Source organism: Bacteroides sp. OM05-10AA (genome assembly GCF_003439055.1).
Lineage (GTDB): Bacteria > Bacteroidota > Bacteroidia > Bacteroidales > Bacteroidaceae > Bacteroides > Bacteroides intestinigallinarum.
Genome location: NZ_QSUR01000019.1, coordinates 1 through 26,396 on the forward strand (window position 1 = coordinate 1; position 26,396 = coordinate 26,396).

The following is a 26,396-nucleotide window of genomic DNA, read 5'->3' on the forward strand; positions in this document are numbered from 1 at the left end:
CCGGTGAAATAAAAAAGAGATTACCACCAAATTTGACGAAGAACCTGGAGAAAATACGTATTATCTCTCGGACAGTTTTAATGAGATGGAACTGCCTATCGATAAGGAAGATAAAGAGGCGAAATATAAGTTATTAGCCGAGTATGGAGAAACGATCTATAAATCAATTACAGCCGGAAACCCGGATGCCGTTTGGGTTACACAGGGATGGACATTCGGATATCAACATTCATTCTGGGATAAAGAATCGCTTAAAGCCTTGTTAAGCAATGTACCTGATGATAAAATGATTATCATTGATTTGGGCAATGATTATCCGAAATGGGTGTGGAACACCGAGCAAACATGGAAAGTACATGATGGGTTTTACGGAAAGAAATGGATATTCAGCTATGTACCCAACTTTGGTGGGAAAAACACCATGACAGGAGACTTGGATATGTATGCAAGTTCCTCGGTCAAAGCATTACGTGCCGCAAATAAAGGTAACTTGATTGGGTTCGGTTCTGCCCCTGAAGGACTCGAAAACAATGAGGTTGTTTACGAACTGTTAGCCGATATGGGATGGGCATCAGATAGTATCGACCTGGACGATTGGATGAAGATATACTGCGAGGCCCGTTATGGGGGATATCCCGATGCCATGGAGGAAGCTTGGAAACTTTTTCGGAAAACAGCATATAGTTCTTTATATTCATACCCCCGTTTTACCTGGCAAACCGTAATACCCGATCAACGGCGGATCAGTAAAATCGACCTTAGTGATGATTACTTGCAGGCTATACGTTTGTATGCTAGTTGCGCTGACGAACTGAAAAGCTCTGAATTATACAGAAACGACCTCATAGAGTTTGTTTCGTATTATGTAGCGGCTAAAGCTGAAAATTTTTATAAGCAGGCCTTGAAAGATGATTCGGAGAATCGTGTTCTCGCAGCGCAACGTAATCTGCAACAAACTGTTGATTTGTTGATGGACGTTGACAGGCTGTTGGCCTCTCATCCTTTATATCGATTAGAAGAATGGGTGGAACTTGCGCGCAATAGCGGAACAACTCTTCAGGAAAAAGATGCTTATGAAGCAAATGCCAAACGCTTGATTACAAGTTGGGGTGGTATTCAGGAAGATTATGCTGCCCGTTTCTGGAGCGGGCTGATTAAAGACTACTATATCCCTCGTATACAGCTCTATTTCACAAAAGACCGGAATAAAATCCGAGAATGGGAGGAGCAATGGATCACATCTCCCTGGAGCAACAGTACGACTCCGTTTGATGATCCGGTCGAGGCTGCATTGAATTTAATAGAGAAAACAAATAAGTGATAGCTTTTATGAAAAAGATTGTATTGGCATTCGACTCGTTTAAAGGTTCGGTCGGTTCTTTTGAGATAGCGAAAGCTGCCGAAAAAGCGATTCAGGAGGAATTACCCGACTGTCAGATTATACGTTTCCCCATAGCTGATGGCGGCGAAGGGACTACAGAAGCTCTATGCTCTGCCCTTCATGCTCAAACGGTGTCATGTCGGGTGCATGATCCATTCATGAAGCCAATTGAAGTATCGTATGGCATCGTAAACAATGGTGCGATGGCTATTATCGAAATGGCCTCGGCCTGCGGTCTGCCATTGATTGATTCAAATCGAAGAAATCCCATGAAGACTACGACTTATGGAGTTGGAGAAATGGTTGCTGACGCATTAAAACGCGGGTGTCGGGAATTCATTATCGGGATCGGCGGAAGTGCTACGAATGATGCGGGAATTGGTATGCTAAAGGCTTTAGGTGCACGCTTTTTAGATAACGGAAACGGTGAGTTGGAGCCTGTCGGCGAAAATCTGATAAAAGTCCATCAAATAGATATTTCCCAATTAAATCCGGCATTGAAGGAAAGTCGTTTTACGATCGCCTGTGATGTTAGTAATCCATTTTTTGGAAAAGAGGGTGCGGCCTATGTATATGCTCCCCAAAAAGGGGCAAATAGTTTGCAAGTGATAGAGTTGGACAATGGGTTGTGGCATTATGCGCAGATAATAAAGGAATATACAAATATGGATATATCGCAGCTTCCCGGTGCCGGAGCAGCCGGAGGAATGGGAGGCGGCCTGCTTCCGTTTTTGAATGCAGAATTGCAATCCGGAATAGAAGTTATATTGAAAACGCTTCGTTTCGAAGAGGTCGTCCGACAGGCAGACCTGATACTGACCGGAGAGGGGAAACTGGATCGCCAGACTGGTATGGGAAAGGCGTTGGACGGAATTTTACGTGCCGGTGAGAGATGTCAGGTTCCGGTGATAGCGTTGGGGGGAGCGGTCGAAGCCACCGAAGCGCTTAATAGGATGGGGTTTACTGCCGTACTGCCTATTCAACCTTTTCCGGTAACACTTGAAGAGGCGATGCAACCGGAGTTTACGAAAGAAAACATAGAGAGAACGGTGCGACAGGTGGTGAGAATCATAAAACAATTTACTAAATAATACTCAATGACAGCGATAGGCGCATTAATCGGGCTTTCATTATCCATACTGTTAATCATAAGAAAGCTTTCTCCGACATACAGTCTGATTATCGGAGCGATAGTCGGAGGGTTGTTGGGAGGACTATCTTTAAATGAGACCGTAACGGTGATGACCGAAGGGGTGAAAGAGGTCACCCCGGCGGTATTGCGGATTCTGACAGCCGGAGTCTTGTCAGGCATATTAATACAAACCGGGGCTACCACGGTCATCTCCAATGCGATTATAAACAAAATGGGTGAAAAACGGGTATTTATGGCATTGGCACTCGCAACGATGTTGCTTTGTACGGTAGGCGTCTTTATTGATGTGGCTGTGATAACCGTTGCGCCGGTGGCTCTTTCGATAGGCAAGCGTCTAAACCTGTCTCCATCTGTGTTACTTATTGCTATGATCGGAGGAGGTAAGTGTGGAAATATCATATCACCTAACCCGAACACCATTATAGCAGCCGGAAATTTTAATGCAGATCTATCGGCTGTAATGTTTGCCAATATTTTACCGGCAGTGATCGGTTTGTTTTTCACTGTTTTTGTTATTGTCCGTCTGATGCCTCAAACAGTGAAAAACAAAAAAACGATGATGCAAACAGAGGATAAAGAGGAAGAGAGAAATCTGCCTTCGTTAAGAACCAGTCTGATTGCTCCTGTTGTTACGATTGTTTTATTGGCATTACGTCCTGCGGCAGGAATTAATATCGATCCTTTGATAGCTTTGCCGGTAGGTGGCTTATGTGGTGCTATCTGTATGAAACAATGGAAAAAGATTCTTCCGAGTATAGAGTATGGACTGCAAAAGATGTCTGTGGTAGCTATTCTGTTGATAGGAACCGGAACTATTGCCGGCATCATAAAGAACTCTTCTTTGAAAGATTGGATTCTTACAGGATTGGATCATGCTCATATGAGTGATGCATTGATTGCTCCTATATCAGGCGCGTTGATGTCGGCGGCTACCGCATCGACAACAGCCGGAGCAACACTGGCTTCTTCTTCGTTTGCTGAAACGATATTGGCTATAGGCATTTCTGCAGTTTGGGGAGCGGCTATGATTAATTCCGGAGCTACAGTTCTTGACCATTTGCCACATGGTTCGTTCTTTCATGCGACAGGAGGCGTATGCGAACTCAATTTTAAGGAACGTCTGAAGCTGATACCTTATGAATCGCTTATAGGGATAGTGTTAGCTGCCGGAACGACTATTTTATATATAATAAGTAATTAAAAGAATCAAATATTATGAATCCGAACAAACGGTTACTTTCGCTTGATGTACTTCGGGGTATTACTGTTGCCGGGATGATCTTGGTCAACAATACAGGAAAGTGCGGGTATAACTTTGCCGCTTTTGCACATTCCAAGTGGGATGGCTTTTCGCCGGCCGATCTGGTATTCCCGATGTTTATGTTCCTGATGGGTATTTCGACCTACATCTCCTTGTGTAAGTATAACTTCCAGTGTCGACCGGCCATTGCGAAAATCATAAAAAGAAGTCTCTTATTAATATTTATTGGTCTGGTTATGGAGTGGTTCATTACAGCAATAGATAGTGGTAACTATTTTGATTTGAGTCAGCTCCGGTTGATGGGAGTTATGCAACGGCTTGGGATTTGTTATGGTATTACAGCCTTATTGGCTGTAACAATACCGCATAAGCGTTTTATGCCATTAGCTATTATCTTGCTGGTTGTCTACTTTATTTTTCAGTTATTTGGAAACGGATTTGAAAAGAGTGCGGATAATATCGTCGGGATGATTGATTCGGCTATTTTAGGGGCTAACCACATGTATCTTCAGGGCCGCCAGTTTGTCGATCCCGAGGGGATACTTAGCACGATTCCCGCTGTGTCTCAAGTAATGATCGGTTTTGTTTGCGGAAAGATAATCATCGATATTAAAGACAATGACCGCCGGATGCTGAATCTATTTCTTATAGGTACCACGCTGTTGTTTGCCGGCTATTTGTTAAGCTATGCTTGTCCTTTGAATAAACGTTTGTGGTCTCCTTCGTTTGTTTTGCTTACTTGTGGGATTGCGGCATTGTCATTGGCATTGCTACTTTATATCATTGATGTGAAGCAGAATAAAAAGTGGTTTTCGTTTTTCGAAGCATTTGGAGCGAATCCGCTTGTAATTTATGTGTTTAGTTGTATAGCCGGAGGATTGCTTGTGCATTGGCATATCCATACGGCTGTGTTCAATAATTTGCTTAACCCGTTATTCGGAAATTACTTCGGTTCATTTATGTACGGTGTATTTTTCCTGTTGTTCAATGGGCTGTTGGGATATGTTTTATTAAAAAGAAAAATCTATATAAAATTATAAATCAGAATGAAAAGAAAAAGTGTATACACGTGTCTGGTTATGTTGTTTATGTCGTTGGTTCTTCAGGCTAAAGACAAAGACGTAGCTGTTGCAGAAGCATTATTGAAACGTTTGCTTCCATCATACATCGAGAGTTTTCAGTTTCAAAAGTTGAAAGGAGAGAAAGACTGCTTTACAATAGAGTCCGTAAAAGATAAAATTGTAATCGGTGGAAACAACGCCAATTCAATGGCGATGGGACTGAACCATTACTTAAAATATTACTGTCTCACTACAGTGTCATGGTATGCGGATATAGCCGTTGAAATTCCTGAAGAATTGCCGATGGTTGGTGAGAAGGTCGTTTCGGAAGCGAGAGTGGATACTCGTTTTTTCCTGAATTACTGCACGTATGGTTACACGATGCCTTGGTGGCAATGGAAAGAATGGGAGCGCTTTATTGACTGGATGGCCCTTAATGGTATAAATATGCCTTTGGCAATTACCGGACAGGAAGCCGTGTGGCATAAAGTCTGGTCGAAAATGGGAATGTCGGACATCGAAATACGCTCTTACTTCACGGGACCGCCGTATCTGCCCTGGCATCGGATGGCTAACATAGATCGTTGGAACGGTCCGTTGCCGATGGAATGGCTGGAACACCAGGTAAGCTTGCAGAAAAAAATACTCGCACGTGAGCGTGAATTGAATATGAAGCCCGTATTACCGGCCTTCGCCGGACATGTACCTGCCGATTTAAAACGGATCCATCCCGAGGCCGATATTCAACATTTGGGCAAATGGGCTGGCTTTGCTGATGCATACCGTTGTAACTTTCTGAACCCTAACGATGCTTTGTTTGCGAAAATTCAGAAGTTATTTCTTGATGAACAAAAAAAACTTTTCGGAACCGATCATATTTATGGTTTAGATCCTTTCAACGAGGTTGACCCGCCCAGTTTCGAACCCGAATATTTGCGGAAGATAGCATCGGATATGTACGCTACATTGACGGCTGCCGATCCCAAAGCCCAATGGATGCAAATGACGTGGATGTTTTATTTTGATAAAGATAAATGGACTTCCGAGCGAATGAAGGCTTTGCTGACAGGAGTGCCACAGAATAAAATGATATTACTTGATTATCATTGTGAAAATGTTGAATTATGGAAAAGAACAGAGCATTTTCATAATCAGCCCTATATTTGGTGTTATCTGGGCAATTTCGGGGGAAACACAACTTTGACAGGTAACGTCAAAGAAAGTGGCGCACGACTTGAGAATGCTCTCATTAACGGTGGAGGCAACCTTAAGGGAATCGGCTCTACGTTGGAAGGATTGGATGTGATGCAATTTCCCTACGAATACATTCTTGAGAAAGCATGGAACCTGAATGTAGATGATAATAAATGGATTGAATGTCTGGCTGACAGACATGTGGGATGTGTGTCGCAGTCTGTGCGCGATGCTTGGAAACGATTATTCAATGACATTTATGTACAGGTGCCGCGCACATTGGGTACCTTACCCGGGTATCGCCCTGCATTGAATAAGAACAGTGAAAAACGGACAAGTAATGTGTACAGCAATGTTGAACTACTAGAGGTCTGGAGAAAATTGAATGAGGCATCTTCTGACCGGAGAGATGCTTTTCGCCTGGATTTGATTACTGTAGGCAGACAGGTGCTTGGAAACTACTTTCTTGATGTGAAAGTGGAGTTTGACAGGATGGTTGAAGCTAAAGATTATCAGGCTTTGAAAGCTTGCGGCGAGAAAATGAAGGAGATATTGAATGATTTGGATAAGCTGAATGCCTTTCATCCTTACTGTTCGCTGGATAAATGGATTGATGATGCGCGGAAGATGGGAGATTCTCCCCAGTTGAAAGACTATTATGAAAAGAATGCTCGCAACTTGATTACTACTTGGGGTGGAAGCCTGAACGATTATGCCAGTCGTTCGTGGGCAGGACTGATAAGTGATTATTATGCAAAGCGCTGGGAGGTGTATATCAATACATTCATCAAAGCGGTCGGGGAAGGTGTAGAGGTGGATCAGAAGCAACTTGAAGATGAATTAAAAGAAATAGAAGAAGGTTGGGTAAATGCAACTGATCGGAAGGATACTCGAAAAGATGTTCATTCAACAACTGACGGATTATTATCATTCTCCACCTTTTTATTCAGCAAATATCAAAGACTGGTGAAATAAATAAGAGGCCTGTTTCATTTGTTGCTCGCGAATCATGCTATATCAGAAAGAATTAATATATTTGAAAGTAAGGACTTGATATAATAAGCTTTTTATTTTCATATTTAAAATGATTAAGATGTCCCAGAAATACTCACAGGATGAAGCCCAAGCTTTGGTTAAGGCTCTGAAAGAGGGGAACCAGCTGGCATTTAGTATTGTATACAAGACGTATGCGGCGCAGACCTTTTCTTTGGCATTTAAATATTTGCTGAATAAGGAATTGGCTGAAGATGCTGTGCAGAACTTATTCTTAAAACTCTGGCTGAAAAAAGAAGAGATCGACGAAACAAAACCTATAAACAGATACCTTTTTACGATGTTGAAGAACGATCTGCTCAATACGTTGAGAGACTCAAAGAAAAATATCTATTTGCTTGAGGATTGTCTTTCAATGGTTTTGGAATTGGAAGACAATTCTCAAAACGAAAACCTTAAACAAGAACAAATGAACATCATACAGCAAGCTCTTGAGCAACTTTCGCCGCAACGCCGCAAGGTTTTTGAAATGAAAGTTTCGGGAAAATACTCCAATCAGGAAATAGCCGATAAACTTAATCTTTCGATCAATACAATTAAATTTCAATATAGCCAATCTTTGAAGCAGATTCGCGCGACAGTGGGAGAGCTTGGCCTATTGTTGCTTTATTGTATGATGTAGTTTTATCACTTTTTGCTGATATGGAACGTTCTTTTGAATTAACACGGTTTAACGTAGTCTGTATAATACTTTTTTGTAACAGTGTGTATTACTAATAGATATTGAAATATGAAATCAAAAAAGAAACATACAAATCAGGACTTTGAAGTAGTTGACGGCATCGGGAAATATATGGATGACGACATTCAGAGGATAATAGAAGGCAAACAGCTCGAATTGGGCGACAGAGAATTGCCTCCTTTTGATGAATATCGCATTTATAAGAATATTCAGGAAGCCGTGATGCGGGAAGAAAAACGAAAGAACAGGAGAATCAGAATACCATTGTTCTTTAAGTGGACGGTAGCTTGTGCAATTGTTTTGCTAGTGATAGGTGTAGGATATAATTTCTATCAAAGTCGTAGTGAGGCAAACCTTGTTTATCGGGAGGTCTGTGCTGTAAGGGGTGAAAAGCTACTCGTATTACTTCCTGATGGTAGCCGGGTGTGGTTAAATGCCGATTCTAAATTGACTTATCCGGAACAGTTTGCAAAATACAACAGGAATGTTACGCTGGAAGGAGAGGCTTATTTTGAGATAGCAGAAAACAAGAAATCCCCTTTTCAGATACTTGCCGAGAATGTGAAAATACAAGTGACGGGAACGTGTTTCAATGTAAAAGCATACGCTTCGGATAAGGTAATCAAAACTACACTCGACGAAGGAAGTATAAATATCGGGCATGTGCAAAGCCGCAGGCCTATGCAGCAAATGCTTCCCGGACAAACTGCAGTTTATGAAAAAAGGAGTAATGTAATAAAAATAAAAACTGATAGATATCACGATGATGCTTCGAGTTGGAAAAGCAACCGGCTTATTTTCAGAAATGCATCATTGAAAGAGGTGCTTACAACACTCTCGCGTCATTTTGATATAGAGATTACAGTTAAAAACGAAAAGATTGCTTCGTTTACGTACGACTTCGTTTGTAAAGGGAACGATTTGAACTATGTGTTGGAGGTGATGCAATCCATAACACCGGTTAGCTTTAAAAAAATATCAGAATATACATATACCGTTGAATAAGTAAACTTAATCTAATAACAAAAACAAATTTATGAAAGCACTTTTAAAGCCCATTGTATGGGTATGCCTTTTCTTCTTTGCGTATCAAAGTACGTATGCGCAGGCTCTTAAAATAATGAGCTATAATTGCCGGATGTCCGGGGAAATGACCGGCTACTCGGTGAAGGAGTATGCTGTATTTATCAGGAAATACAATCCGGATGTTGTAATGTTGCAAGAGATAGATTACAACACAAAAAGGAATAAAAATCAGGATTTCACCACTCAATTGGCTGCGGAGTTGGGATTGTTTTCCGTATTCGGGAAAGCGATGGATACTGGTGGTGGAGAATATGGAGTAGCTATCCTTTCAAAATATCCTTTTGTTTATATCAATAACAAAACTTTTGAAGGTATAGACGGAGCCAAAGAACCCCGGACGCTATTATATGTAGATATTCAGGAACCGGGAACTTCAGACGTAATCAGGATAGGAACGACTCACTTGGATCATTCGACAGACCTGATAAGGAGCGCAATGGCCGAACAGATTAATGAGCGGATTGGTACGGGAGATACCCCGACACTGCTGGGGGGAGATTTTAATGCCCGGACCGACTCTAATGTGATTTGTGAGGTAATGAAGAACTGGCAGAGAATCTGTGATGATACATTCACCTATCCCGCAGATCAGCCGACAATCAAGATTGATTATATATTCGGACTTCCACAGAATAAGTGGAAAGTGAAATCGTTTAAAGTTTTATCTAATCCGGAAGTTTCTGACCACAGGGCTTTGTTTGCTGAAGTTGAATTTGTAAAATGAATGAAATATGAAATCAAACTATCTATATCTGCTATTTATATGTGTCATCTCTTGCCTGTTCGTTTCGTGTAGTGATGAGGATAACAAGGGAGAAGAAATTCCGGAATGGAACCGGTTCAGAACAACTAACGTATTGGTTTATGCGCACTTGTCAGAGCAAAATTTATTTAGCTCTTGTAGTTATAAAGAGGTGGCGTCATCTATCAGAAACACTGTTCATTCAGTGGCATTGCTGGACAGGACGAACGCTGTCTATGGGCAAACAGCAATCATAAATACGGGTACGGAGACTGCTAGAGAAAGCAAGAAAGTGCCGGTGTTTGTACCTGTCAGCTATAGTGACGGAGAAAAAAAGATAATCGGCAGTACTGTGCTTTTTCCTTCTACTATTTCCGAAATGACACAATATGTAGTAAAAAACGATTGCAGATATCTTGAAACAAAAACAGAGCAGTGAACGGAATAGATATGCTCTTCTGTTCTGTATCATTAAATAGTGAAGACCTGATAGCTCCGGCTGTCGACGTTTTCAAGAAAAAGGTAAACGAACAGACGGTTCTGGTAGGCACTGTTAAACGTGCGTTATTGCCTAATCTTGAGTCGGCAATTACTTCTAACTTAACTTCTGATACCTATTCTTTCGTAGAAGTGGAAAATAGAAATAGAGACTCCGAGTATTGTATATTTGTCCTGACTTCACATAAATGGGCTTTTAGGGGGGTAACCGAAACAAGTGTAAGCGGAGATTTACATTGTTTTCAATTACAAATCGAATCTTTAAAATAAAAAATGAACGGTCATGAAGCAATATATCAAAAATATAATGATCCTGATACTTGCCCTTCCATGGGGTTTGTTGTTGACAAATTGTAGTGATAGTGAGTCCGATTATTCGGACGACAACGCGTATCCGCCACCTACTGTAGAACTAACTTCTCCTTCCGAGATAGATGTGGTGGAGTATAACTCGACGGTGACTGTATCTGCCAGAAGTTTTTCAGCTGTGGGTATACATAGCATATATGCTACCTTGTTGAAGATGGATGAGAATGGAGAATATGAAGAGATAAACGCGACTGAACGTCAACGTTTAAAGATAGATACCTTGCAAACTGATATGACACTTGAATTTGACTTGAATGTCAAGGTCAACACGCGTGAAGCAGCCGGGATACTGGTAACATCAACGGACGTTTTGACAAAAACGGCACAAAAGGTAATACCTATTAAAAAGATAACCAAACTTCCATCCCAGATATTCACCGAACCATCAGATTTCCCTGTTTTAGTACCCGATGAAGAGGTTTCTCTGTCTGTAGTGATTCGTTCAGCTGTGGGCATTAAGTCTATAAAACATACGTTGTGTAATAAAGTACTGGGTGACCTGAAGGAATATACGACTATTCCGGTATCAGGCAATCCGTTGGAAATGGAATTTATCCTAAAAACTGTCGTAGACAATAAAGAGACCAATGGAATCAAGATTGTGGTAGAAGATATAGAGGGGTTGAAAGAGGAAAAGATTATCAATATCGAAGGTCTTGAGGGTGTTGACAATAATGTTGCGCTTGTTTTCAGCGATATCGAAATGGCACCCGAATGGGAACATTCAACAGAACCGGATCAACCTTATATTTTCTCCATAGAGGGAATAATGATACGGGGTGTGCAGAAACATGTATTAAGCTTGAAGGAAATTAAAGGATATGGCTCAAAGGCAAATAGCGTAGACTTTGCTTTCATCAATATATGGAGAAATCCGAGCTTTGTTGCCGTTAAAAACAGAGGTTTCTCTTATGTCAGTGCGTCAAGAATTAATGGAGGGCCGATAGGGAGAGCTTATGATGTGAATGACTGGATCAAACCGGCAGGTGTTGCTACCAACAAAACGTTGTTTACTCTTATACCTGATGATAAGGTTACTGATCTTGGTATTGATGTGATGATGGCGAACGCGGCTTCGGACGTCAAGACTTTTGAGGCGTTGAATGTATTGGAAAGTATAGCTAAAGGAGGTGCCGATATGTTAATGCAAAGAGTCAATGCGTCTGATGGATATCCGAATGATCCTTGTAGTTTGCAGATAAAAGACGGTTCTTATATTGCCTTTGTTACTGCGGCGGGCAAATACGGTGTCATTCATGTTATTGAAGCCGCAAACGATATGGATGCATTAGTTGCCGGAGGATGTAAAATAGCTACTCCTACAGGAGTGGTAGGAAGCCAGGGGCCAGCCTATTCGGGAGCTGGCATAACCGGACTCACTTATGACGGTGTGGCATTACTCTATGGACGTACCTGTAAGTTGAAAATTGTGGTTCAGAAGTAAGGTTATTATAATGGAAGAATGAAAAAATATGTATTTTATATAAGAATCAAGAGAGGTTGGCTCTGAATTTGAGATGCTTCCTTAATATTGGCTATAGTTAAAGTAGTCCGACAAGCCTTGAGCTTACTAAAATCACCTTTACTACAAATATATCGTAGTAAGGGTGATTTTTCTTTTTAGGGTAAAGTCATTGACTTATGCATTAAATGAGAAAAAATAGAGTTGTTTAGTGAGTGTTATGAAAAAAATGTCGAATGCTTTCAGGGTAATTCAAAAGTTACGGGTCTATTTAATAAAAGAGCTTATAAAACACATTTAAATATGGAAGACATTTATATTATCATATCTAAATATCTATTGGGAACTGCTTCTCCGCAGGAGGAGAAAGAAATCATGGAATGGCGGAATGCTGATGCCGGGCACGAACAGAAATTTCAGGAACTGTGCGAGAGCTGGCAGATAGCTCATGCGGGAATACATCCGGTAATTCCTGATAAAGAACGTGTGTGGGAAAAGATAATGAGTAATCTGAATCTGGTGAAACCTGTGAAGATGTACACGCGGCGGTTGTTGTATCAGGCAGTGGGAATTGCTGCTATGCTGGCACTGGTGTTGGGCTTCTCACTCTCTCTGCTGGTTTCGGAAGAGGAAGAAGTAGGATTAGTCTCATTTACAGCTCCTGTTGGCCAGAAAGCTGAAGTCAGTTTGCCGGATGGCACTAAAGTTTGGTTGAATTCCGGTTCTACTTTGACCTATTCTACGGATTATGCCAAAGATTGCCGTTCTGTAAAATTGAACGGACAGGCCTTTTTTGATGTGGTGCGAGACAGTAAGAGGCAGTTTGATGTATCAGTGGGTGATGTGAAAGTGTTGGTTCATGGTACGGCATTCGATGTCAATGGATATGGAGACCATTCAGAATTGGAAGTTGTACTGCTTAGAGGGCACGTGACGGTTGTCTCGGCTTTAACGGACAAGCTGCTGGCAGATATGAAACCCAATCAGAAAGTCATTATTCCTTTGCATGAAATGGAGAAGTGTAAATTGGAGGCTTGCGATGCTGAAGTAGAGTCCGTATGGCGATTGGGCAAGTTGAAAATTGAAAATGAGAACCTGCAGGAAATAGTTCAAAAAATGGAACGATGGTATGGCATCAAAATTCAATTGCATGATGTACCGGAAAATAAACGTTATTGGATGACAATTAAAACAGAATCTTTGCGAGAGATGCTTGAGATCATTAATCGGGTGACTCCGATTACATACACTATTAACGGAGAGGAGGTGAGCATAACCGGAAGAAAGTAATCGAAGAATAAAAAAGGACGCAGAAGAGTGCCATCTTCCACGTCCGAAGAGCAAAACCTGCGTATGTATGCTATCCGTCAGACGGATGGCACAGGTATAGCCTTGCTTTATGCAGACAAAGGTAATAATTAATTCCTTTATTTAACCTTAAATGAGTTTACAATGTTGAAGCTAAAACAAATATTATGTAGCATTCTTGTTTTGGGCAGCCTGCTTTCCAGCCCTTCGCTATGGGCGCAGAAAGAGACTAAAGTCAATATCGCTGCCAGGCAGATTTCTTTAAAGAATCTGATACAAGCTGTTGAAAAACAGACAGATTATACTTTTGTGTTCGATAATTCTATCCCTCTGTCACGTATTGTTTCCCTGAAAGGAGGTTCTCAATATCTTTCGGATGTGCTGAAACAGGCCTTTGATAAAAGTGACATTGCGTATGAAATAGTAGGCAAACAGATTGTTTTACAAAAGGTGCAGACGAAGACCAACCGGACGATTTCGGGTGTGGTGAAAGATGAACAGGGAGAAGCGGTCATCGGAGCAAGCGTACTGGTAAAAGGTACTACCAACGGTACGGTTACCGATTTTAACGGAAAGTTTGAGTTGCAGAATGTACCTGAAAGTGCCACTATTGATGTGACGTTTATAGGTTACGCCCCACAGAGCAAAAAGGTGGTGGCAGGGGTACGTTCAATGAATTTCGTTCTTGAAGAAGATACAGAGACATTGGATGAAGTAGTAGTGGTAGGTTACGGCGTACAACGCAAACGGGACCTTTCCGGTTCGATAGCTTCCGTCAAAGGCGATATCATTACTGAATATGCAAATACTTCTGTTGCGTCAGCATTACAGGGACGCGTGTCAGGCGTACAGATTCAGCAAACTAATGGCCAGCCGGGAGCCGGAATACAAGTGAGGGTACGTGGTTCCAATTCTATTCGGGGTGACAATGAACCGCTTTGGATTATCAACGGATTTCCGGGTGACATTAATATGATTAATACGGCCGATATCGAATCTGTTGAAGTGATGAAAGATGCTTCCGCAACTGCTATCTATGGTTCGCGTGGTGCCAATGGTGTCATCCTGATTACGACGAAGCAAGCTAAAGAGGGGAAGATTACCGTGGAATACAATGCCAGCTTTGGTGTACAGAGTCTGGCTAAAGAACTTGAGCTGCTCGATGCTTGGGAATATATGAACTATCTGAATGAAAAAGCAGCGATCAATAATCAGCCTACGATATATACCGATGAAGAGATTAAATCTACCCGGCATAGTACCAACTGGCAGCGTGAACTGTTTCGTAATGCACTTGTTACCGACCACTCTGTGAATGTCTCTGGTGGTACGGAAAAGGTTCAGGGAACGTTAGGCGCCAGCTATTTCGATCAGCAAGGTATCGTGAAGGAAAGTGGCTATAAACGTATGTCTATCCGTTCGAGCCTGAATTATCACATCTCAAAATATGTCACCGTGTCGAGCAACTTGATTTTCAGCCGGTCCAATCATAATCAGATGAATTCACAGGGAGGTAGCCGGGGAACGTCTGTTATCGGTTCTACACTGATTCTGCCGCCAACAGCGACACCTCATTATGACGATGGAACCTGGAATGACTTCCAGACACAACCGATTGCACCGGTAAATCCGTTGGCTTATGTGAAAGAAGTGGATAATAAATGGTACGCCAACCGGATTATGGCAAATGCTTCATTGACAATAAAACCGATAGACGGACTTTCAATTCAGTTATCTGCCAACGTTAACAATAACCAGAACCGCAAAGATTATTACAAGTCATTACAATACCCTAATTCACAAGGGGCTGCCTCTATTACATTTGGAGAAACAGTCGGTATCACAAGTAATAATATCATAACCTATAATAAGAGTTTTCTAAAAAAACACCATTTGAGTGTGATGGGTGGTTTTACCTACGAACAGAGTACATCGAAAACTGTGGGAACGGGTACGGCCGAAGGCTTCTTGAGTGATGTGACTGAAACCTATGACATGGATGCAGCTACCGTTAAAGGGTTGCCGACATCTTCTTATTCAGATTGGCGTTTGTTCTCATTTCTGGGACGTATCAACTATAATTATGCTGATCGCTATCTATTGACTGCCAGTCTTCGTGCTGATGGTTCCTCACGTTATAGTAAAGGAAACAAATGGGGATACTTCCCTTCAGCGGCAGCGGCCTGGCGTCTTTCGCAAGAGTCTTTTTTGCGTGATGTAGAGTGGCTTTCGGATCTAAAGTTCCGCTTGAGTTACGGAGTGACCGGTAGCACTGCCATCTCACCGTATTCTACGCAGAACACATTGAGGACGGAAAATGTAGTATTCGATAAGAATACAACAGTGGCGTATGTCCCGTCAGATACCTACACCGGCGATTTGAAATGGGAAACAACCTCACAGTTTAATGTGGGGGTTGATCTGTCCCTGTTTAATAATCGCCTTCGCATGACTGCGGATTACTATCGGAAGAAAACGACTGATTTGCTGAACAATGTAGAGATGCCTCGTTCAAGTGGATACACCACTGCCCTGCGTAATATCGGTTCCATCCGTAACTCGGGGTTTGAGTTGCAACTCGACGGGCGGATTATTGATCGTGCTGTGAAATGGGATTTGGGTGTCAACTTCTCGCTTAATCGCAGCAAAGTGCTGGTCCTTTCGGAAGATAAGGATATTTTCGGTGGCGAATTGGATAACACCATTCTGAAAGACCAACTCAATCTGATGCGTGTGGGTGAGCCAATGTATGTTTTCTACGGATATGTTGAAGATGGATACGATGAGAACGGTCATATCGTATATAAGAATATGGATGATGATTCTGCCATCACAGCAGCAGACAAGACCATCATCGGTGATCCTAATCCTGATTTTTTGGTCAATCTAACTACAGCAGTCAGTTATAAAGGATTTACGCTAAGCGCTTTCTTCCAGAGTTCAATAGGTAATGATATATATTCGCTTAGTATGGCTGCACAAGCTTATGATTATGGATATAACGGGAATACGTTGCGCGAGGTGTACTACAATCATTGGACACCCGAGAATCCTACCGCAAAATATCCCAATCTCGACCAGACTTCCTATAAAATGTCCGATCGGTTTGTTTATGACGGCAGCTTCGTCAGACTGAAAAACCTCGAATTGGCCTACGATGTACCTTGTGCCCGTAGCAAATTCATCAAGCGCGCCCGTGTCTATGTGAGTGCCCAAAACCTGTTTACTATTACGAGCTACCCTTTCTGGGATCCGGATATAAATGCCAATGGTGGCGGAAGCTCGATGATTCAGGGGGTAGATTCGTATTGTTATCCTAGTGCCCGTACTTATACGATTGGATGCCGACTCACTTTCTAACATATAAAAACTGATGTCTTATGAAAAAATTATTGATATATATTGCCGCTTTTGCTATGATACTGGCAATGAACACATCTTGTGAAGATATGGGCTCTTTGGAAGAACATCCGAAGAAAGTGGATGCAACGACTTTTATGGCGAATGCCAAAGAAGTGGAGAGTGTTATCAATTCCATCTATTTCCAACTCCGTCGTGATCCGGGATTCAGTCGTTATCTGATTGTTCTGGAAGAAGGACTGGCGGATTATTGTATTGGAAGAGGTAACTATGCCACAGCTTATGATACCGGGCTTACCAGTGGTGGGGTGGGCTTCTCCAAAGATAGCTGGGCGGTGTTGTATCGTGCCATTCGTTTTGCCAATAATATTCTTGACGGTATAGGTAATACTCCACTCTCGCAACAGGAGTATAACAACCTCACTGGGGAAACACGTTTTCTACGTGCATTCGCCTATTCATGGCTGGCACGAAATTGGGGCGCCGTTCCTTTTTTTGATGAACAGAACATGAATGACTTTAATAAACCCCGTACTCCGGAAGCTGATATCTGGAAGTTTGTGATTGATGAGGCCGATTATGCTGCATCCAATCTGCCGGAAGTGGCTAAAGCTGCCGGACGTCCTTCGCGTTATGCCGCATTGGCATTGAAAACAGAAGCTTGTCTTTATGCCGGTCGCTATGAAGAGGCGGCTGAAGCAGCCGGTTTAATTATTTCATCCAAACGATATTCTCTGGTTGAGGTTGGCAAAGCGGATGATTTCCTCGACCTTTACGGTCATACAGCTAATGCCACTTCTGAAGAAATTTTCTATATAAAGTTCAACCGCGATAGTGGATCGACCATCGCCTATATGTATCTCTGCAAGCCCAATCCTTTCGTGAATATGGGAGCTGTAGGGATTTATACCGATTATCAGAAGAATAAATTTATTCAGAATTGGGACCAGAATGATTTACGCTATCAGTTCGGATTGTATAAACAAACGCAGAATGGAACACTCAATGCACTGACTAAAACGGGTATGATTTGCTCGAAATTCAGAGATTCGGAATGGACAGGGAGCAGTACAACTCCCAATGACAGCCCGGTATATCGTTATGCTGACATTCTGCTTTATTATGCAGAAGCTGTTTGTCGCTGGAAAGGAGCTCCTACCGATGATGCCATGGAAAAATTGAATATGGTGCGGCGACGTGCTTACGGACAGAAACCGACACAAGCATCTTCTTCAGACTACAAACTGACCGATTATGCAAGTAAAGATGCTTTCCTTGCGCTGGTGTTGCAGGAGCGTGGCTACGAAACGATTTTTGAAGGTAAACGCTACAATGACCTGAAGCGTTGTGGAAAGCTTGCAGAAGCAGCTTTGGCTGCCGGACGTATTTCGGCTTTATCCGAAGTGGGAGATGCAGCCTACTGGTGGCCTATCCCTACCGATGAATTTAATTATAATATGGCATTGGATCAGACAAAAGACCAGAATCCTGGGTATTAACAACTTAATTAATTTGATTTCTTATGAATAGATTGAATATATTGATTGCAACAATTCTCTTTTTATTGACAACAACCGGCTGCGCCCAACAGACTGAAAGATGGTCGACGGAAAAAGCAAACGCATGGTACGCATCTCAAAAATGGCCGGTGGGTATCAACTACGTTACTGCTACGGCAATTAATCAGTTTGAGATGTGGCAAGAGGAGACTTTTGATCCGAAAACCATGGAGTTGGAGTTGGGACGTGCCGGGGAACTCGGATTCAATACGGTACGCATATTCCTGCATGATATGGTGTGGGAAGCGGATCCGGCAGGGTTTAAAAAACGACTGGATACATTTCTGGGTATCTGTCAGAAACATGGTATGCGTGCCATCGTCACTTTCTTTACGAATGGTGGGCGTTTTGAGAGTCCGAAACTCGGTGTACAACCGGCTTCTGTACAGGGTGTTCATAACTCTCAATGGATACAGAGCCCCGGAGCACCATCCGTCAATGATCCGTCAACGTATCCGCGTCTGGAACGTTACGTGAAAGATGTGATGACTACCTTTAAAGCAGATGATCGTATTTTATTGTGGTGTTTATATAACGAACCGGAAAACTTCAAGCAGAAAGCACATAGTATGCCATTGTTGCGCGAAGTGTTCCGTTGGGCACGTGAGGTGAATCCCTCGCAACCGCTGTCGTCTCCGATATGGATTTATCCCGGAGGACATGGCACACGCAGTAATTTGCCGATTATCAGTTTTCTGGGTGAGAATTGTGATGTTATGACCTTTCACTGTTATTATGGACCTGAAGAAATGGAAAAATTCATCGCTTTCATGAAGCAGTTTGATCGTCCGGTTATCTGTCAGGAGTATATGGGACGTCCTCGTTCAACTTTTGAAGAAATAATGCCGATTCTTAAACGTGAAAAGGTAGGTGCCATCAGTTGGGGATTGACAGCAGGAAAGTGTAATTTCCATTTACAGTGGTCGAGCAAAGCCGGAGATCCGGAACCTGAAATCTGGTTTCATGATATATTCCGTCTGGATGGTACACCTTATAGTCAACAAGAAATTGATTTTATAAAAAGTATGACTTCAAACTGATCGATAACGGATTGAACAAATAAAAGAATGAATATGATGAAAAAGTTAAAAACTCATAGATACCTTTTGGTAACAGTGATGGGGCTTCTCGTTGCTTGTACATCTTATACCTCAACGGATGAGTGGCCTAATCCGCGTCCTAATTCAAATCCTGACCCTGAACCGGTCACCGGAGAGATAACCTCTATTCAGTCGCTCAATAAAAGTGAAAATGTAGCAGTGAACTCTCATGCGGACGAATGGGGGAATAGTTCTCTCGAGTTAGACTATCGCCGGTTGCTGACTTTGGAAAGTCCGGCACTGTCGGCTGTGAATGCTCTTTATCCCCGTATCAAGAAATTGGGTGACGGGACCTATTTGCTGCTATACCAGCAGGGACCACAGGCTTGGAATGTCTATTATGCTTTAAGTACTAATCTGATTACATGGCAGAATGCATCTAGTCCTCTGTTTCAGAGCGAAAGTGCCCAGCAAACTTCCGGTGCCAGTGATACACGCTGTTTCTCATCATGTGATGCAGTCGTTCTGGCAAATAAGGATATTTTGGCATTCGCTTCCTTTCGCTTGAATCAGGGATACAGGGTCGATCCGCAGAGTAATGGTATTATGATGAGGCGTTCTTCCGATAATGGACGTACCTGGTCGACTGCCCAGATTATTTATCAGGGAACGACTTGGGAACCTTATGCATTACAACTTCGTTCGGGTGAAATACAGGTCTATTTTACGGATAGCGAGCCTCTCACAGCCGATTCGGGGACTGCCATGCTGCGCTCTATGGATAATGGGCGGACATGGACGGTCGTTGGAAAGGTGATCCGTCAAAAGACTGGACTGGCTATAGATGGTTCGGGCAAACAAATTTATTCGGATCAGATGCCTTCTGCCCGCGAATTAAATAATTCGACGAAGATTGCAGTAGCTACAGAAACACGTTTCAGAGATGAAGGCGACGTTTATCATATTTCAATGGCGTGGAGCTCCGACAACTGGGCTTCGGCTCCATTGACCGGAGATGAAGTAGGGCCTTCGGACCGTAAACTCAATTTTGTGCAGAAGGCTGCAGCACCTTATCTGGCACAATTCCCCTCGGGAGAGACTGTTTTGTCGTACAATGCTTCTTCTCTCTTTACCATGCAGGTGGGTAACGCAGAGGCTTCCCAATGGGGAGAAACGTATCAGCCATTCAGTGGAAAAGGATATTGGGGAGCAACGGAAATTATTGATCCGCATACTCTTGTAGCTGCCATGCCTGCTACTTTTGTCAATAGCGAGAATAAAGATGCTGCCCGTATTCAGATTGGACAGTTTGTTTTGAATCATCGGATTAATGCTTCCGGAATGACACCGGTGATAGACGCCGACAATTCGGATTGGAGTGCAGTCAGTGATGCACTATTTATCGGAAGTGTGTCCACTACACAAGCCGTGTTCCGCTTTGCTTATGATGCAGAAAATGTATATTGTCTGGTGGAACGTCTTGATAAAGACTTGACTACAGACGACAGCATGGAATTGATTTTTCAGGGTGGAGATGCTACCGGAACTCCTCTTAAAATCTCTCTTATTCCGGATGCAGTTCAATATACCATTAAATGTAGTCATTCTTCAGTAACTTGTAAAGGTGCGGTTCACGGAACTTTTGGTGATACGGCAGCCGATAAGGGATATGTAGTCGAAATGGCTATTCCACGGACTTTACTTCGGGTGGTGGCCGACCGTTTGATGTTTAATGCTACCTTATACGATCAGAATGGTAGTGATACCTTTACTGGACTGACTGCTACGAATTATGAGAAATGGTTGCCAATCGTTTTAAAAGCTGCTACGGACCCTGAACCTCTACCGGGGGAAGGAGATACCGGTACTGGACCTTCCTGGAATAATGGCGATACGGAAGGTACATGGAAATAATGATAACATTTTAAATTTGCGAGACCATGAAAAAAAATAAAATTCTGATTCTTCTGGTAATTGGTTTATCATTGGGTAGTTGTGTGCAAACTGATGACGAGGCGTTTTCTCCGGAACCGACCGTAAAAGGAGGAGAAAAATCCATTACGGCAATTTGTGCTGTTACCGCCACAACACGCACGTCGCTTAATGCATCCATGAATGTGGTTTGGACCCAAAATGATGAGATACGGCTGTTTGGCACTTCAACGCCGAATGGAGCTGTTTATACTACTACTGCCAATAGTGTTCGTACCGCTGTTTTTGATCCGGTGGACGCTTCTGTAGATGATGCCATCCGATATGCTATTTATCCGGCGTCGGCTGCGTCAGGCAGCCGGCTTGAAGGTACGACACTTGCTGTTGACTTTTCGGCACTTGCCGGACAGAAATGGATGGGTGCATTTAATGCCGATAGTGAAATATCATCTTTGCCGATGGCGGCAGCCTCTGATGGTGAAGCCTTTTCTTTTAAGAATCTGTGTGGTGGAGTACGGATACAACTGACTGATTATCAGTTAATGGGAATTAGTATTAAGTCTGTAGCTGTACGCGGTAATGACGGAGAACAGGTGTCGGGTATAGCTGATGTCAATGCAGCGGATGGAATCGTATCACTTCGGAAGTCTTCCACTCCTTCTGCTGCGGCTACTGCATTGGTTACTTGTGATACAAGTATACCTCTTTCTGCTGATAATAATCCCTCAGCTCATACAGACTTTGTTTTATTTCTTCCTGCGGTAAATTATACCAAAGGGTTGACTTTCGTCATAACGGATGCTGCCGGACGTATTTACGAACAAGCAACTCCGGGTGCTTTCACTATTGAAGCCGGGGTTGTCAAACCGATGGAATTATTGCCGGTGACGTTGTATTATGGTAAGGCAAACTGTTATCGTACGGCATCTGCAGGAACACTTGAAATAGATGTCACACCTTATTATTCATTGGCAGGAGATTATACTTATGAAAATCGCCCGAGAGTGAATGTCAATGGGGAATTAGTAGATAAGGCTGTGTCTGCAACTGTTTTGTGGACACAAACGAATTCGTCTTCATCAGGAGATGTTCTTTCTGCTGTTCCTGCATTGGAGGGAACTACTTTAAAAGTTCCTGTAAGTGGCGTGAAAGGAAATGCCCTTGTGGCTATTCGAGATGCATCGGGCAAGAATGTATGGTCTTTCCATATTTGGGTGACTGAAGCATCGGATCTTACCTATGTTAATGAGGAACGGGGAACATTCAAAATGATGGATCGTAATTTGGGTGCAACTTCTGTTACTCCTAAAGATCAGAATGCTTATGGTGCATGGTATCAGTGGGGGCGCAAAGATCCGTTCCCGCGTCCGCTTGATATTGTCCGTTCGAGTGCGACAACTGTGGATAACAAGGAACTGACCGCAAATGCAACTACTTCTGCTGAAGTGGGAACAGTAAGTTATACCATATCCAATCCTGATATAAGAATTTTTTCTGCGAATGACTGGCATAATGAATGGCGGAATAACGGACTATGGGGAAATTCTGATGGTCTCACTAAGAATGTAAAGACTGTGTATGATCCTTGTCCGGAAGGCTATTGTGTGCCCGATCAGAATTGCTATCAGGGATTCACCTTTACTTCAAAAACGGAATGTGATAACAATTACGGGCATCTGTTTGTGATTGATGGTTCGCAAACTTCTTACTTCCCGACAGGAGGTTATCTGGATAAGGGAGCTAATAAGATTGCTTATCAGGAATATCGGGGGTACCAATGGACTAGTAATCCAGGGACAACAGGAGCTTATTACTTCTATTATAATAATGCAAATCTTAATTTTACAGGTCTGGACCGTGCTTCGGCAGCATCTGTCCGTTGTGTCAAGATAGAGTAAAATGAAAAATCTTTTTTTAATCATAATACATACACTCATGAAATATTTCAATATTTTATTTTTGATTTTGTTTCTCACTACAAGCGCGAAAGCACAATCGGTCAAGGTGTCTGTAAGTAAAGTCAGTATTCCGACATACACAGAACCCGAACGTGAGGAACTGCCGATGTTTGCCGAAAACAGGGTACACCAGCGGTCGAGTGGCAATCCTTATCCCAATAAAATTGTTTTGAAAGTGAATCGGGAACAAAAGGTGGATAAAGAATATACGCTTATCAAATTAGAAAATGAATATTTGGAACTCCAAATATTGCCGGAAATCGGTGGGAAGATATATGCTGCCAAAGATAAAACGAATGGATATGATTTTTTCTATAAGAACCATGTCATAAAACCAGCTCTTATCGGTGCTTTGGGCTCGTGGATTTCCGGTGGACTGGAGTTTAACTGGCCTTTTCATCATCGGGCTTCATCTTTTATGCCCACTGATTATGAGATAGAAAAGTTGCCGGGCGGAGGAGTGATCGTTTGGGTTTCGGAACATGATCCGACAGACCGGATGAAAGGTACGGTTGGTATTGTGCTTAACCCCGGTGAGTCTATCTTTGAGACAAGAGTCAAATTGTCGAATATCACCCTGTTAAGACATTCGTTTTTATGGTGGGAGAATGTGGCGGTACCTTCGAATAAGAATTATGAGATATTCTTTCCGCACGATGTAAGCCATGTGTTTTTCCATTACAAACGTTCGGTTACCACTTATCCGGTTGCAACAAATGCGGCGGGAATATTTAATGGTATTCGTTATGACGGTGCAGTTGATATAAGCAAACATAAGAATACGATTCAGCCTACCTCTTATTTTAGTGCTGCATCGCAGTATGATTTCTTTGGCGGTTATGATACCGGCAGGAAATGCGGGGTTGTGCATATCGGAGATCATCATGTGTCACCCGGTAAGAAGATGTTCACATGGGCTTACAATCAGTTGTCCCAGTCTTGGGAAAATGCTCTTACGGATACAGATGGAGCCTATTGTGAATTGATGGCAGGCAGCTATTCTGACAATCAGCCGGATTTTACATGGCTTGAACCGATGGAGACTAAAACTTTTTCGCAATATTGGTTTCCGATCGGAGAGATAGGGGTTCCCGACTTTGCAAATACGACAGGAGCTATATACGTCAAGGATGCGATTAAAGTGCAGTTGAATAAGACTCGTAATGTGAAGATTACGGTCAAAGGGGATGACCGGGTTCTGTTTTCGGGAAATGCGACGATCAAGGCGAGAGAAGAATATTCGTTGCCTGCGGATGTAAGAATGCGGTTAGGGTATTCAATAGATGTCACCGCTAATGACGGAACTGTTCTAATGTCTTATACAGTGAAGAAACACGATACTTTTAATATTCCTCATACAACACAGGATATGCCGAATATCAAAAAGGTTGAAAGTCCGCATTTGTTGTATCTTGAAGGTTTGCATGTTGATCAATATCGTGATCCTGCCACTAAAGGAGAGAGCTATTATAAAGAAGCTCTTGAACGTGATCCGAATTTTGCTCCTGCATTGATCGCTTTAGGAGAAGCAAAGTTACGCAATGCTTTTTATAGTGAGGCTTTGGAATATCTTTTGAGGGCGGAAAAAGTGTTGACACGGTTCAATACGCGTCTTGAAAATGGGAAACTGTACTATTTGTTAGGGCATGTCTATTTAGCGCTCGATGAGCAGGAGAAATCCTATGATTATTTCCAGAAAGCAGCATGGAGCAGTGCTTATGTTTCTTCCGCCATGACTTATGTGGCTATGCTTGATATACGTAAACTGGAGTATGACAAGGCTGTTCAACATCTTACTACTGCTATTACTTATCATAAAGATAATGCTGTAGCCAATGCGTTGATGATATATGCTTCTTATTTGCAGGGAGATAAAAAAGCATCGGAGCGTCAATATCTGTCTGTAGAAGCGAATGATAAACTTAATCATTTGGCGCGTTACTTCGGTGTGCTGACCGGTAAAGTTAGTGCCCGGGATTTTATGGAAAAGATACGGACGGATAAGAATCAGGTATGTCTCGATCTTATAGAAACTTTGCTTGTCGCTGATCTGCAGAAAGAGACTGTTTCCCTGATAGAGATGTTGCAAACACACGAGCCTCTGATTTTTAGTCTGTCTGCCATATATGCAGATATAAAAGGCGGTTCTCCGAATGATTCGGCAACGGAAGGGATTGCTTTCCCAAGCCGGCGAATTGAAATGAACTGTTTGTCTCATTGGGCAAAACAGGGAAGTCAGAAGGCACAGTTGCTGTTGGGATGTGCCCTTTACGCTAAAGGACATTATGAGAAGGCAGTCGCTCTTTGGGAAGGCTTGTCCAGTACTGATTATCGTGCTGCACGAAATCTGGCTGTCGCTTACTATTCACACATGAATCGTAAAAATGAAGTGTTACCCTTATTGAAGCAGGCATTATCCCTGAAGCCGAATGATGAACAGTTGATTTTTGAAACGGTCTATGTAATGGGTAAGTTAGGAGTTGCTCCTGCTGAACGCATTTCTTTCCTGAATAATCATAAGTCTGCAATTAGCCGCGATGATATTATGCTTGAATGGGCACGAGCTTATAACATGGCAGGACAGGAGGATAAGGCAATAGAACTTCTTAGGGGGCGTAACTTTGTCCCAGCTGAAGGTGGGGAGCATGCAGTTGCAGAACAGTATATGTTTGCTTATTTCCTGAAAGGGCGTAGATTAATGAAAGAAAATAAGATGCAAGAAGCGACTGATTGTTTTAAGGCTGCGCAAACTTTACCTCAAAATCTGGGAGCAGGTTTGTGGAATATCGTTAGATTGGTTCCATTTAAATATTATGAAGCAATCTGTTTGAAATCTTTGGGGCAGGAAGACAAGGCCAATGAGAATTTTGATTTTATAACGGGTATTGAGGTCGATTATTTTAGTAATATGAACTTACCGGAATTGCCATTTTATCAGGCACTTTGTTATCGTGAAACGGGTATGCCTTTTAAGGGGGATATACTCATCAATTATAAACTGCAAGATTGGAACGAAGGCATGAAGACTGTTGATGCGGGTTATTTTGCCACTACTCCTTTCTTTATAAGTTTCTGCGATCGTGCCGTACAGCAACGGAGTGCTTATTATAGCTATTTACTAGCTCTGGCCTATCGCTACACTGGTGATACGAAGCTGGCACAGAAATATATTGAGCAAGCAGCGGTGAGTGATCCTTATGCTCTGAATATTTTTGCAGAAAGACAATTCTGAACGATTTTGTAAAGCTCATTTGGACGCGGATTCATACAGATTTATATTTAGAAAGAATCTGTATG

15 protein-coding genes and 2 pseudogenes are annotated in these 26,396 nt (G+C 42.4%); all 17 read left to right on the forward strand.

Features of this window, described 5'->3' with window-relative positions; genetic code table 11:
* Window positions 1-40 precede the first annotated feature (40 nt).
* Window positions 41-1,321: pseudogene (locus DXB58_RS15375) on the forward strand (alpha-N-acetylglucosaminidase TIM-barrel domain-containing protein); the annotation flags it as partial.
* Window positions 1,322-1,329: 8 nt separating this feature from the next.
* A complete protein-coding gene (locus DXB58_RS15380) occupies window positions 1,330-2,472 on the forward strand; it encodes a glycerate kinase (protein ID WP_122137433.1) in 1,143 nt (380 codons plus the stop codon).
* A gap of 6 nt (window positions 2,473-2,478) precedes the next feature.
* Window positions 2,479-3,735, forward strand: coding sequence for a GntP family permease (locus DXB58_RS15385; protein ID WP_122137434.1), 1,257 nt, complete (start codon window positions 2,479-2,481; stop codon window positions 3,733-3,735).
* Between the two features lie 14 nt (window positions 3,736-3,749).
* The gene (locus DXB58_RS15390) at window positions 3,750-4,835 is read left to right on the forward strand and encodes an acyltransferase family protein (RefSeq protein WP_122137435.1); all 1,086 of its coding nucleotides are present in this window, start codon (window positions 3,750-3,752) and stop codon (window positions 4,833-4,835) included.
* A 6-nt stretch (window positions 4,836-4,841) separates the two neighbouring features.
* Entirely contained in the window at window positions 4,842-7,025 is a 2,184-nt protein-coding gene (locus tag DXB58_RS15395) for an alpha-N-acetylglucosaminidase (RefSeq protein WP_122137436.1), read from the forward strand.
* A 118-nt stretch (window positions 7,026-7,143) separates the two neighbouring features.
* Window positions 7,144-7,725 (forward strand): RNA polymerase sigma factor, encoded by a 582-nt coding sequence (locus DXB58_RS15400; RefSeq protein WP_122137478.1) that lies wholly within the window; start codon window positions 7,144-7,146, stop codon window positions 7,723-7,725.
* Window positions 7,726-7,833: 108 nt separating this feature from the next.
* Window positions 7,834-8,790, forward strand: a complete 957-nt coding sequence (locus tag DXB58_RS15405) for a FecR family protein (RefSeq protein ID WP_122137437.1) — start codon at window positions 7,834-7,836, stop codon at window positions 8,788-8,790.
* A 31-nt stretch (window positions 8,791-8,821) separates the two neighbouring features.
* The gene (locus tag DXB58_RS15410; RefSeq protein ID WP_004296439.1) at window positions 8,822-9,595 is read left to right on the forward strand and encodes an endonuclease/exonuclease/phosphatase family protein; all 774 of its coding nucleotides are present in this window, start codon (window positions 8,822-8,824) and stop codon (window positions 9,593-9,595) included.
* A gap of 7 nt (window positions 9,596-9,602) precedes the next feature.
* Window positions 9,603-10,381: pseudogene (locus DXB58_RS15415) on the forward strand (hypothetical protein).
* A gap of 13 nt (window positions 10,382-10,394) precedes the next feature.
* Window positions 10,395-11,924, forward strand: coding sequence for a hypothetical protein (locus tag DXB58_RS15420; protein WP_118031887.1), 1,530 nt, complete (start codon window positions 10,395-10,397; stop codon window positions 11,922-11,924).
* A gap of 321 nt (window positions 11,925-12,245) precedes the next feature.
* Window positions 12,246-13,232, forward strand: a complete 987-nt coding sequence (locus DXB58_RS15425; RefSeq protein ID WP_122137438.1) for a FecR family protein — start codon at window positions 12,246-12,248, stop codon at window positions 13,230-13,232.
* A 162-nt stretch (window positions 13,233-13,394) separates the two neighbouring features.
* Window positions 13,395-16,610, forward strand: coding sequence for a TonB-dependent receptor (locus tag DXB58_RS15430; RefSeq protein WP_122137439.1), 3,216 nt, complete (start codon window positions 13,395-13,397; stop codon window positions 16,608-16,610).
* Between the two features lie 20 nt (window positions 16,611-16,630).
* The gene (locus DXB58_RS15435) at window positions 16,631-18,109 is read left to right on the forward strand and encodes a RagB/SusD family nutrient uptake outer membrane protein (RefSeq protein WP_122137440.1); all 1,479 of its coding nucleotides are present in this window, start codon (window positions 16,631-16,633) and stop codon (window positions 18,107-18,109) included.
* A gap of 23 nt (window positions 18,110-18,132) precedes the next feature.
* Window positions 18,133-19,209: a cellulase family glycosylhydrolase gene (locus DXB58_RS15440; protein ID WP_118299414.1), complete on the forward strand. Its 1,077-nt coding sequence runs from the start codon at window positions 18,133-18,135 to the stop codon at window positions 19,207-19,209.
* A 36-nt stretch (window positions 19,210-19,245) separates the two neighbouring features.
* Window positions 19,246-21,123 carry a hypothetical protein gene (locus DXB58_RS15445; protein WP_009000976.1) on the forward strand — a complete coding sequence of 626 codons (1,878 nt, stop codon included), beginning with the start codon at window positions 19,246-19,248 and terminating at the stop codon, window positions 21,121-21,123.
* A gap of 26 nt (window positions 21,124-21,149) precedes the next feature.
* Window positions 21,150-23,039, forward strand: a complete 1,890-nt coding sequence (locus DXB58_RS15450; protein WP_122137441.1) for a hypothetical protein — start codon at window positions 21,150-21,152, stop codon at window positions 23,037-23,039.
* 37 nt (window positions 23,040-23,076) lie between these two features.
* Window positions 23,077-26,331 carry a DUF5107 domain-containing protein gene (locus DXB58_RS15455; protein ID WP_122137442.1) on the forward strand — a complete coding sequence of 1,085 codons (3,255 nt, stop codon included), beginning with the start codon at window positions 23,077-23,079 and terminating at the stop codon, window positions 26,329-26,331.
* Window positions 26,332-26,396 lie beyond the last annotated feature (65 nt).

Bases quoted from the DNA above. Each gene is read 5' to 3' on its own strand.
- DXB58_RS15380 (WP_122137433.1), top strand. From the start codon at position 1,330: ATGAAAAAGATTGTATTGGCATTCGACTCGTTTAAAGGTTCGGTCGGT.
- DXB58_RS15385 (WP_122137434.1), top strand. From the start codon at position 2,479: ATGACAGCGATAGGCGCATTAATCGGGCTTTCATTATCCATACTGTTA.
- DXB58_RS15390 (WP_122137435.1), top strand. From the start codon at position 3,750: ATGAATCCGAACAAACGGTTACTTTCGCTTGATGTACTTCGGGGTATT.
- DXB58_RS15395 (WP_122137436.1), top strand. From the start codon at position 4,842: ATGAAAAGAAAAAGTGTATACACGTGTCTGGTTATGTTGTTTATGTCG.
- DXB58_RS15400 (WP_122137478.1), top strand. From the start codon at position 7,144: ATGTCCCAGAAATACTCACAGGATGAAGCCCAAGCTTTGGTTAAGGCT.
- DXB58_RS15405 (WP_122137437.1), top strand. From the start codon at position 7,834: ATGAAATCAAAAAAGAAACATACAAATCAGGACTTTGAAGTAGTTGAC.
- DXB58_RS15410 (WP_004296439.1), top strand. From the start codon at position 8,822: ATGAAAGCACTTTTAAAGCCCATTGTATGGGTATGCCTTTTCTTCTTT.
- DXB58_RS15420 (WP_118031887.1), top strand. From the start codon at position 10,395: ATGAAGCAATATATCAAAAATATAATGATCCTGATACTTGCCCTTCCA.
- DXB58_RS15425 (WP_122137438.1), top strand. From the start codon at position 12,246: ATGGAAGACATTTATATTATCATATCTAAATATCTATTGGGAACTGCT.
- DXB58_RS15430 (WP_122137439.1), top strand. From the start codon at position 13,395: ATGTTGAAGCTAAAACAAATATTATGTAGCATTCTTGTTTTGGGCAGC.
- DXB58_RS15435 (WP_122137440.1), top strand. From the start codon at position 16,631: ATGAAAAAATTATTGATATATATTGCCGCTTTTGCTATGATACTGGCA.
- DXB58_RS15440 (WP_118299414.1), top strand. From the start codon at position 18,133: ATGAATAGATTGAATATATTGATTGCAACAATTCTCTTTTTATTGACA.
- DXB58_RS15445 (WP_009000976.1), top strand. From the start codon at position 19,246: ATGAAAAAGTTAAAAACTCATAGATACCTTTTGGTAACAGTGATGGGG.
- DXB58_RS15450 (WP_122137441.1), top strand. From the start codon at position 21,150: ATGAAAAAAAATAAAATTCTGATTCTTCTGGTAATTGGTTTATCATTG.
- DXB58_RS15455 (WP_122137442.1), top strand. From the start codon at position 23,077: ATGAAATATTTCAATATTTTATTTTTGATTTTGTTTCTCACTACAAGC.